The 9799-nt window shown below is 35.8% G+C and carries 7 protein-coding genes and 1 pseudogene; 7 read left to right on the top strand and 1 reads right to left on the bottom strand.

Annotation, left to right across the window (positions count from 1 at the left end; genetic code table 11):
• Positions 1 to 469 precede the first annotated feature (469 nt).
• The 5 genes from D5R40_RS27015 to D5R40_RS26995 all read left to right on the top strand — a co-directional run bounded on the left by D5R40_RS27015 (position 470) and on the right by D5R40_RS26995 (position 4147).
• Positions 470 to 1090 carry a DUF6391 domain-containing protein gene (locus tag D5R40_RS27015; protein ID WP_124147558.1) on the top strand — a complete coding sequence of 207 codons (621 nt, stop codon included), beginning with the start codon at positions 470 to 472 and terminating at the stop codon, positions 1088 to 1090.
• Between the two features lie 91 nt (positions 1091 to 1181).
• Positions 1182 to 1406, top strand: a complete 225-nt coding sequence (locus D5R40_RS27010) for a photosystem I reaction center subunit IV (RefSeq protein WP_124147559.1) — start codon at positions 1182 to 1184, stop codon at positions 1404 to 1406.
• 169 nt (positions 1407 to 1575) lie between these two features.
• Positions 1576 to 2484 (top strand): DNA-formamidopyrimidine glycosylase, encoded by a 909-nt coding sequence (locus D5R40_RS27005; RefSeq protein ID WP_124147560.1) that lies wholly within the window; start codon positions 1576 to 1578, stop codon positions 2482 to 2484.
• Positions 2485 to 2656: 172 nt separating this feature from the next.
• Positions 2657 to 2950, top strand: coding sequence for an NAD(P)H-quinone oxidoreductase subunit O (locus D5R40_RS27000; RefSeq protein ID WP_124155480.1), 294 nt, complete (start codon positions 2657 to 2659; stop codon positions 2948 to 2950).
• A gap of 705 nt (positions 2951 to 3655) precedes the next feature.
• Positions 3656 to 4147 carry a hypothetical protein gene (locus D5R40_RS26995; RefSeq protein ID WP_192901218.1) on the top strand — a complete coding sequence of 164 codons (492 nt, stop codon included), beginning with the start codon at positions 3656 to 3658 and terminating at the stop codon, positions 4145 to 4147.
• An 848-nt stretch (positions 4148 to 4995) separates the two neighbouring features.
• On the opposite strand, the gene D5R40_RS36150 is transcribed toward D5R40_RS26995, so the two are convergent.
• On the bottom strand, positions 4996 to 5148 hold the full coding sequence (locus D5R40_RS36150) for a hypothetical protein (protein WP_161564736.1): 153 nt from the start codon (positions 5146 to 5148) through the stop codon (positions 4996 to 4998).
• 282 nt (positions 5149 to 5430) lie between these two features.
• Here D5R40_RS36150 and D5R40_RS26990 point away from each other — a divergent pair.
• Positions 5431 to 6270, top strand: a pseudogene (locus D5R40_RS26990) (hydantoinase/oxoprolinase N-terminal domain-containing protein); the annotation flags it as partial.
• A gap of 163 nt (positions 6271 to 6433) precedes the next feature.
• Complete coding sequence (locus D5R40_RS40135) at positions 6434 to 9535, top strand: hydantoinase B/oxoprolinase family protein (protein ID WP_240041666.1); 3102 nt, start codon at positions 6434 to 6436, stop codon at positions 9533 to 9535.
• The last annotated feature ends 264 nt before the right edge of the window (positions 9536 to 9799 follow it).

The following is a 9799-nucleotide window of genomic DNA, read 5'->3' as shown; positions in this document are numbered from 1 at the left end:
ATCCCCATGTAATTTTCCTCCTGTCTCCTGTCTCCTGTCTCCTGTCTCCTTCTTCAACCCTTGATTTTTCTGCAATTATTCTGCCTTTTATTCTAAATTTTTGGTCGCTCAAGCTTAAAAAGTTGTACTTCTTTCCGCTGTAAAAAAGCTAAAACCTTTACCTGTAAATGCTTTTATATTTAATTAGCAAGCCCTATTTAGAAAGCACAAAACTTGAATTTGTAAGACTTATTTAGCACTATGAATTAGAGCAGATAAAATGATTATAAGTTGAATGAGAAAATAATTTTATACATTCAAATAATTCACTAAATTTTTCTGAATAATTTAACTATTTCCTATTTTCTCAATATCTACAAGAACTCACAGCTTAAATTAAGATTGGTATATACATCTTAAAAAGAAGAAAAGAGTATAGGTATAAAATCTAGAAATATTTAATTGCTAAGAGCAAACAATTTAAAAAAACATGACACCAACCACCTCTAATTCCTTTAGAAACCAACAGTTTCCCTTTAATTTTGTCCCCCACCCTACACAAGATAGTGATTTTCTCCAACAACTAGAATTTATTCCTGGCTTAAAAGAAATATTGACAATTAGACAAGTTCATGCTCTAGAACACGCTACAGTTTGGGTACTCAGTGAATTAGCAAACTCAGGAAATTCAACATCCTCTGATGAATCAATTGGAGGAATGTCTACACCACAAGGATTTTACCTTTATGGTTCAGTAAATCCATCTCAATTAGAGCAGGCAGTAGAAGTAGCATTGCAGCGAATTACTTCTGGAGAATGGGACTTGGCAGTACATCCTAGATGTGGCACAAACTTATCAGTAGCAATGACTCTCACTCTAGGATTGGCTCTAGGTATAAATACACTGATGCCCAGGAAACCAATTGAGCAACTCTTAGGTTTTGGCATTGCAGCTACGGCAGCGATCCAAATAGCACCAGAGCTAGGTAATTTAGCCCAAAAATATTTAACAACTGGTATTCCTTTCAATTTAAGAGTGATAAATATTTCTGTAACTCAAGATGTATGGGGTCGTCCAGCTCATTTTGTTCAAGTATCCTGGCTCAATTAGTTGCAACAAAACTTAAAAAAATCTTAGACTGAAAAGATATAGGATGAGGGGACGGTTTTACCATTCTTAAACTTTAAGGGAAAAAAAATTCATGGTTCAACGTGGTTCTAAAGTTCGGATTTTACGCAAAGAATCCTACTGGTATAACGAGATTGGTACAGTTGCTTCCGTTGACAAAAGTGGCATCAAGTACCCTGTTATTGTTCGCTTTGACAAAGTAAATTACACGGGTTTTAGTGGTAGTGCATCTGGCGTTAACACTAATAACTTTGGTACTGAAGAAGTAGTAGAGGTAGAAGCCCCTAAAGGTAAATAATTAGCCTCAAACTATTCTTTGAAACCAGAGCTATAACAAAACCTCATTTGAACAATTCTAATTAAATAAACAAAAATAGGCCAAAACTGGCTCGGATCGATGCTTAACTAGAAAAAATTTCTACAGTGTCTATATAATAATTAAGACTGTAAGAATTATAGTTAGCACTGTGCCAGAACTGCCAGAAGTAGAAATAGTAAAACGAGGTCTCAATCAACTGACTCTCAACAAAAAAATAGTGGGTGGGGAAGTGTTGTTAGAACGCACAGTTGCCCACCCAATTTCTGTAGGTGATTTTTTGGGCGGTTTGCAGGGAAAAGCGATCGCAGGGTGGCATAGACGAGGTAAATATTTACTTGCCCAACTCTACAAGTGGGACACAAAAATTCTCAAACTTACGCAGCTCAAAGAAAACCAAGATGGTTGGTTAGGAGTACATTTACGAATGACAGGCCAACTGTTATGGGTAAAACCAGAAGAAAGTCTACATAAACACACGCGAGTGAGAATATTTTTTGGCGATCGCTCTTCTGGAAGTGAAGGTCATCCTACCCATGAATTAAGATTTGTAGACCAACGCACTTTTGGCCAGATGTGGAGAGTACCACCCGCAACAGAAATATCTCACATTATTACTGGTCTGAAAAAATTGGGTCCTGAACCATTCTCCCCTGAATTTTGCCCAGAATATCTTACCAAGAAATTTGACAAAAGACATAGAGCAATTAAAACAGCTCTTTTAGACCAAACAACAATTGCTGGGTTAGGTAATATTTATGCTGATGAAGCGCTATTTCTCAGTGGTATTAGACCAACAACTCTGTGCAAAGATTTGACGGAAACCCAAATAGAGCAACTGCATCTAGCTATACTCAAAGTATTACAAAACTCTATAGATGCAGGTGGTACAACATTCAGCAACTTCTTAAATGTTAAGGGAGTTAATGGCAATTATGGTGGTGTGGCTTGGGTTTATAATCGTGCTGGTCAACCATGTCGAATTTGTGATACTTCTTTAGAGAAAATTAAACTGGCGGGTCGGTCTACTCATTTTTGTCCTCAATGCCAAGAAGGGTAGTAAAAGCTCAGAGTTGTCTGCTCCTATTCAATTTTCCTGCTATAAGACCAAATTTTGCCAGCTCCCTATCAATTTAGAAGTCCATATTGTAAGTTTTAAGTTCAACGTCGGGTCATTCACCCTAATTCCATATTAGAATTTCAACAGAAAATACAAGAGATAGAAATCATATATGGCAAACATTAAAAAAGGTAGTTTAGTTCGTGTTGTGCGAGAAAAACTTGAAAATAGCTTAGAGGCCAAAGCTAGTGACACAAGGTTTCCTCCCTATATATTTCATAGTCAGGGAGAAAAACTTGAAAATAGCTTAGAGGCCAAAGCTAGTGACACAAGGTTTCCTCCCTATATATTTCATAGTCAGGGAGAAGTGGTTGATACAAAAGGAGATTATGCTTTTGTCAAATTCGGCAAAGTACCGACTCCAAATATTTGGTTGCGACTAGATCAGTTAGAAGAATTCAAGTAGACATACCTTTTTCCAAGTGTTCTAAGTAAAATCTCCTAGAAGCTTTAAGTATATACATAAATACAGAGGTCTCCTAAAAAAAATTGAACATGAGACCTCTGATGATTATTTTGGCAAAATTGCAAGGCATCTAATTATACTAACCCACATTCCGCACGACAAAATCTAGCATAAAAATCTAAGTCAAAAGTCATGCATTCAAAAGTCATGCATTAAGAAGAAAATTATAGAGGTCAATCAAAATAAACGATTCAATAAGTATTTATGCTTAATGTTTAACTGAAAATTTGACTCTTGATCGAGGTAAATGAAGATAATTTATATAGTATAAATACTTAAACAACCTCAGAATTTCATACTAATTTTCGTGTTACAAATTGAAGTGCGGAATGTAGGATACTAACTGCCAGGGCGGTTAGGTCAGAGAAAAATATAAAATTATTAGACCATATCATAGAGGTGATCGCTATGTTTCTCCTTTATGTCGTAATATTAAGTCTAATTAATTAGCCAAGGGTAAAAATTTTCTTCTCTTGAGAGAATATTTTTTTGGTGGGGAATGCTGCGCAAATAAAATTCTCATTCTCCCTACACCCTAAATTTTTTATTGTAGTTATTCTAAAGATACATAATATAAGCGCCTTGGCGACTGCTATAAATAAATAAAATAATTCTATGAATTCTTCACAATAAGGGAATCTGGAGATGTCAACAGAAAATCAGAATTTAGAAGCAGAAACAAATATTAATTTAGAGTCCGCTCAAGAAAGTTTTGGAGAAGAAAGTATTGAGGATGTAAATAAAACTCGTTTGCTACTTACTTTATGGGATTTAGGGGGAGAAGGAGAAACAGCAATAGGAGTAAAAAAAAGTGAATTAACTACCAGAGTTAAACGGAAAAAATACGGTAAAAAAATAGGTAAATATCAAGGAGTATATGAGGAGTTAGAAAAATCAGGAGCAATTAGAATTGAGATAAAAAATAGAGCAGTATTGGTTTTTATTACAGATATAGGTAAGGAAATGTTGGGAAAGGGTTTACAAAATCCTGATTTTAATTTTGAAGGAACTGTAGTAGCGGCGAGGTTAGCAAATACGCTTTTGAGATGGATACGAGAAATAGGTAATCATAGAAATTTGAAAATGGAGATAGAAACAACGGTAATTTCTGAAGGGAAGCTACATGAAGAAGAATAATAATAAATTGATAGAAGTAATGTTATAGGGATGGGATGAAACAATTTTACGCGCGCTGTATTTCTGACCGAATAGGAAAAATTATAGATATCTTGATATGAATCAGATTTGGTATGAATTAGTAAGTATAAAGATTTGAATAATATTATTTATGATAATTAGTAAAGCCATAACTATTACTACTATTGATTACTAGGTTTTAGGTGGTAGGTATTGGGGGTTAGGTCGCACTTAATGAAGTCAGAAGTTAGAATTAATAAGTCATAAGTCAGAAGTTAACCCACCCCTCGCCCCTCCCCCTCCCAGGAGGGGAAGCAGGGGATTTGAGCAAGGCTCCAAAAATATTTCGCTTTAAAAGACGGGGTTGCGCAACCAAATTATAACGAATATATAAGAATAAGAAAACTGCTATATTCTATGGTTTAAAAGAAAACCTCAATTCTCAGATCTGATTCCTGATTGCTATACATCCATTACTAACAACTCTTGGCAATTTTGAATAAACTGAACAGGAACATTTACCGATCTAGTTGCTAAAACTACGTAAGCATTCAGCTATCAGCAGTCAGCTATCAGCAATTAATAATGAATAATTACTTGTCATACAATTTATCTTTCATTAATGGATAATGGATAATGGATAATGAATAATTACCTCTCCCTTTTAGGGAGAGGATTGACCAATAAGGAAAAAATTTATTTTTTTCCCCTTGAAAGGGGAGGCTTTTAACCAGAATTGTTTAGTTGTTTAATTATTTAATTATTAATTATTCGGTAATAGTGCGCTTAGTAATTCTTAGCCAAACCTAAGTTTTACTAATAGCTGTTATCTTTTATTAAGCGCAACTTCATAGAGAAATGGTATCAGATTGAGTCCGGAGACTTTGACAGTAACTTTTTATTCTTTCCTCAATTTCAAAGGTTGCTTTTGCCTTTCCTAACATTAATAGCTGATAGCTAATAGCTGAGGGCTGAATGCTTACAAAACTACGAATGGTCATTTCAGTTATCAGTTGTAAAATTATGATTTATGAACTACTATCAGAAAATGTAGACTGCCTCCTTGATATGTTTAGATCAGACAAATTATTTTTGGTGAGTAGAAAAGACGATAAAACTGTTAATTTTTTGCAATTACAGCTTTTATCTCTTGAATGAGATGCACCCATTTGCAGTTTTAACGAACAGAAAAGAAAATCAAATCTACCTCACCTACATAAGTATAGATATAACTCTAAATATCCTGTTATAAACCACTGAAATTTATTAAATTCTAAATTAATATGACTAACAAATCTATTACTAACAACTCTTGGCAATTTTGGATAGACCGTGGAGGTACATTTACTGACATAGTTGCTAAAGCTCCGGACGGTCAAATTATTATTCATAAACTATTATCAGAAAATCCCGATCGCTACCAAGATGCTCCAGTACAAGGAATTCGTGAAATATTGGGAATTACTCAACATCAACCTATTTCTTCAGAAGAAATAGAAGTGATTAAAATGGGTACTACTGTGGCTACAAATGCTTTATTAGAAAGGAAGGGCGACCGCACAGTTTTAGTTATTACGAAGGGGTTTAAAGATGCTCTAAGAGTTGGTTATCAAAACCGACCAAATATTTTTGCTAGAGAAATTATTTTGCCGGAAATGTTGTATGAAAAAGTTATTGAAGTTGAGGAACGTTATACAGCGAAGGGTGAAGAAATAATTCCACTTCAAACAACGGAGTTAACTATTCAACTTCAAGAAGTTTATACAGCAGGAATTAGAAGTTGTGCCATTGTTTTAATGCACGGTTATCGCTACCCGAAGCACGAACAAAAAATTAAAGAAATTGCTCAAGAAATAGGATTTACTCAAATATCTGTATCTCACGAAGTTAGCCCTTTAATGAAATTAGTTAGTCGGGGAGATACTACTGTTGTTGATGCTTATTTATCACCAATTTTACTAAGATATGTCAATCAAGTTAGTAATTCTTTAAAAAAGGGAACAGGGAACAGGGAACAGGGAACAGAAAAGGAAAATTATTTTGCCAAAAAGATTTTAAGCAATATTTCAGAAAGACAGTCAGTTAAATTAATGTTTATGCAGTCAAATGGCGGTTTAACTGACTGTCTTTCTGAAATATTGCTTAAAATCTTTTTGGCAATATTTCAGAAAGACAGTCAGTTAAATTAATGTTTATGCAGTCAAATGGCGGTTTAACTGACTGTCTTTCTGAAATATTGCTTAAAATCTTTTTGGCAATATTTCAGAAAGACAGTCAGTTAAATTAATGTTTATGCAGTCAAATGGCGGTTTAACAGATGCTCAAAAATTTCAAGGTAAAGATAGTATTTTATCTGGACCTGCTGGTGGAATTGTTGGAGCAGTTCAAACAAGTAAAATGGCTGGTTTTCATAAGATAATTAGTTTCGATATGGGCGGTACTTCTACTGATGTTGCTCATTATGCTGGAGCAGAAAATAAAACAATAGAATATGAACGAGAATTTGAAACAGAAATTGCAGGAGTACGGCTACAAACTCCGATGATGTCGATACATACTGTAGCTGCTGGTGGAGGTTCAATTTTATTTTTTGATGGTTCTCGTTATCGTGTCGGACCTGAATCTGCTGGAGCAAATCCTGGTCCGGCTGCCTATGGAAAAGGCGGACCTTTGACAGTCACAGATTGTAATGTAATGGTCGGAAAAATACAGCCGGAATTTTTTCCGAAAGTCTTTGGGAAAGATGGAAATTTACCTTTAAATTTGGAGATTGTTAGAGAAAAGTTTACTCAGTTAGCAGCAGAAATAGGTAATAGTAAAAAACCAGAAGAAGTAGCTAGTGGATATTTAGCTATAGCTGTGGAAAAAATGGCAAATGCTATTAAAAAAATATCTTTGGAAAAAGGTTATGATGTTTCAGAATATACTCTTTGTTGTTTTGGTGGAGCTGGGGGGCAACACGCTTGTTTAATTGCCGATGCTTTGGGGATGAAACAAATATTTATTCATCCTTATGCTGGAGTTTTATCAGCTTATGGCATGGGATTAGCAGATATTCGAGTTATGAAAGAAAAAGCAGTTGAAAAAATACTAACTCCAGAATTATTGCCAGAAATTAAACAAGTTTTAGCCACACTGGAAACTGAAGCTAAACAAGAAATAAATTCCAATCAAAATCAAATATCCTTATGGAAAGTTCACATCAAATATCAAGGCAGCGACTCAACATTAATCGTAGACTTTGCCGAAAATATCTCTATAATGAAATCCGAATTTGAAACAGCCCATCAACAAAGATATGGATTTATCATGGCAGAAAAATCTCTAATAATTGAAGTAGTTTCCCTAGAACTTATTCAACAAATGGAAACACCAGAAGAAATAGAACAATCTCCCACTAAAAAAACTGCCATAACTCCAATTACAACAACAAAAATCTACACCGCAGGAAAATGGCAAGATACACCTATTTATCTAAGAGAAAACTTACAACCAGGAGCAAAAATTAATAGCCCCGCCTTAATCATAGAAAAAACCGGAACTAATATTATCGAACCTGGATGGCAAGCAGAATTAACCCTCAAAAATCACCTCGTATTAACCAAAATAAAAACCATAGAAAATCAAACAGAACCAACCACAAAATCTCAAACAAAAATTCCAACATCAGCAGACCCAGTAATGCTAGAAATATTTAATAACCTATTTCGAGCGATCGCCGAACAAATGGGAATTACATTACAAAAAACTGGCTCCTCAGTAAACATCAAAGAAAGACTCGACTTTTCCTGCGCCATCTTTGATCGAGACGGTCAATTAGTTGCCAATGCACCTCACATTCCCATACATTTAGGTTCCATGAGTGAAAGTGTTAATGCCGTAATTTCTGATAAAAAAGATATCCTCAAACCAGGAGACGTTTATGTTTTAAATAATCCCTATAACGGCGGTACTCATTTACCAGACATAACAGTTATTACCCCTGTATTTCCACCTCCCCAAAAAAACAAAGATATTTCACTTTCCCAGATAAAAAACTCTCCTGTCATGGCAAAACAGGAAAAGAATAAATCTATTACTCAGAAATTAAAATCCGTAAGCCTTTCTCCCAATGAAAATATTATTTCTGAAAATGAAACAAGTACTTCCCTAACTCCCCCTGAAAAGACAGAAAAAAGAGAAACTCCCATATTTTATGTAGCCTCCCGCGGTCATCATGCAGATATTGGAGGTATTACCCCCGGTTCCATGCCACCCCATAGTAAAACAGTAGAAGAAGAAGGAATATTAATCGATAACTTCCAACTCGTCAAAAACGGAAAATTCCAAGAAAAAGAAATATTAAAAATCCTCACCTCCGGCAAATATCCTGCCAGAAACACCAGTCAAAATATCGCCGACCTCCAAGCACAAATAGCAGCAAATGAAAAAGGTACACAAGAACTTCAGAAAATGACAGAAAAGTATGGCTTAGAAACCGTACAAACTTACATGAAATTTGTTCAAGATAACGCCGAAACATCAGTACGCCAAGCCATAAAAAAACTCTCTTCATCACTGAACAAACAAAATTCCACATCCACCTTCGATGACGGCAATAAAATTCAAATTTCTGTCAGTCTCGACAAAAAAAATCTCAGTGCAAAAATAGACTTTACAGGAACATCTCCCCAGCTTCCCACAAACTTCAACGCACCAACCGCAGTTTGTAAAGCAGCAGTATTATATGTCTTTCGTACCCTAGTTGATGATGATATTCCCCTCAATGCAGGTTGTCTCAAACCATTAGAAATTATTATTCCCGAAGGTAGTATGTTAGACCCAAAATATCCCGCAGCTATTGTTGCTGGAAATGTAGAAACTTCTCAAACCATCGCCGATACTTTATACAATGCTTTAGGAATAATGGCATCCTCCCAAGGAACAATGAATAACTTCACCTTTGGCAATAGTAAATATCAATATTATGAAACTATTTGTGGAGGTTCCGGTGCAGGTGTTAACTTTCATGGCACCGACGCAGTACATACTCACATGACCAACTCCCGGTTAACCGACCCCGAAGTTTTGGAATGGCGGTTTCCAGTATTGTTAGAAAATTTTGCCATTCGTTCCGAGAGTGGGGGTAAAGGTTTATATAAAGGTGGCAATGGAGTAATTAGGCGAATACGTTTTTTGGAGCAGATGACCGCCGGGATATTATCAGGTCATCGGGTTGTTTGTCCCCCTGGTTTGAATGGTGGGGGTGATGGTTTAGTGGGAAGAAATTATGTCGAACGCAGTGATGGGAAAATTGAAGAATTGGGGAGTACCGCCACTGTGGAGATGAATGTGAGTGATGTATTTGTGATTGAAACTCCTGGTGGTGGGGGAGTAGGAAAGTTGTAGGGTGCGTTTCTCTGTGCGACATGAAACGCACCTTAGTATTACATTTACTACCTTATATTTGATGTCTCCAGGGGTTAAAACACCCTGGATTCTAAGCGGATGTGCTTATGCGGGCTAAAGCCACGCCACGCACTGCTTACGATACTTTTTAGTTAGACTATCTAATCTATATCGTTGTGGAAGCATCAAAACTTCCCTAGCAACCTTGGCTAGTGCAGGATGGCAGAAATAAGTGACCAGTAGGAGCAATGCCCTCTTCCTGAG

The organism is Okeania hirsuta, from assembly GCF_003838195.1.
GTDB classification, from domain to species: Bacteria; Cyanobacteriota; Cyanobacteriia; order Cyanobacteriales; family Microcoleaceae; genus Okeania; species Okeania hirsuta.
This window is presented reverse-complemented; position numbering and strand designations above follow the sequence as displayed.

Excerpts from the sequence above, each read along its gene's own strand:
- D5R40_RS27010 (WP_124147559.1), top strand. The coding sequence starts at position 1,182 with ATGGTTCAACGTGGTTCTAAAGTTCGGATTTTACGCAAAGAATCCTAC.
- D5R40_RS36150 (WP_161564736.1), bottom strand. The coding sequence starts at position 5,148 with ATGACCATTCGTAGTTTTGTAAGCATTCAGCCCTCAGCTATTAGCTAT.
- D5R40_RS27000 (WP_124155480.1), top strand. The coding sequence starts at position 2,657 with ATGGCAAACATTAAAAAAGGTAGTTTAGTTCGTGTTGTGCGAGAAAAA.
- D5R40_RS40135 (WP_240041666.1), top strand. The coding sequence starts at position 6,434 with ATGTTTATGCAGTCAAATGGCGGTTTAACAGATGCTCAAAAATTTCAA.
- D5R40_RS27015 (WP_124147558.1), top strand. The coding sequence starts at position 470 with ATGACACCAACCACCTCTAATTCCTTTAGAAACCAACAGTTTCCCTTT.
- D5R40_RS26995 (WP_192901218.1), top strand. The coding sequence starts at position 3,656 with ATGTCAACAGAAAATCAGAATTTAGAAGCAGAAACAAATATTAATTTA.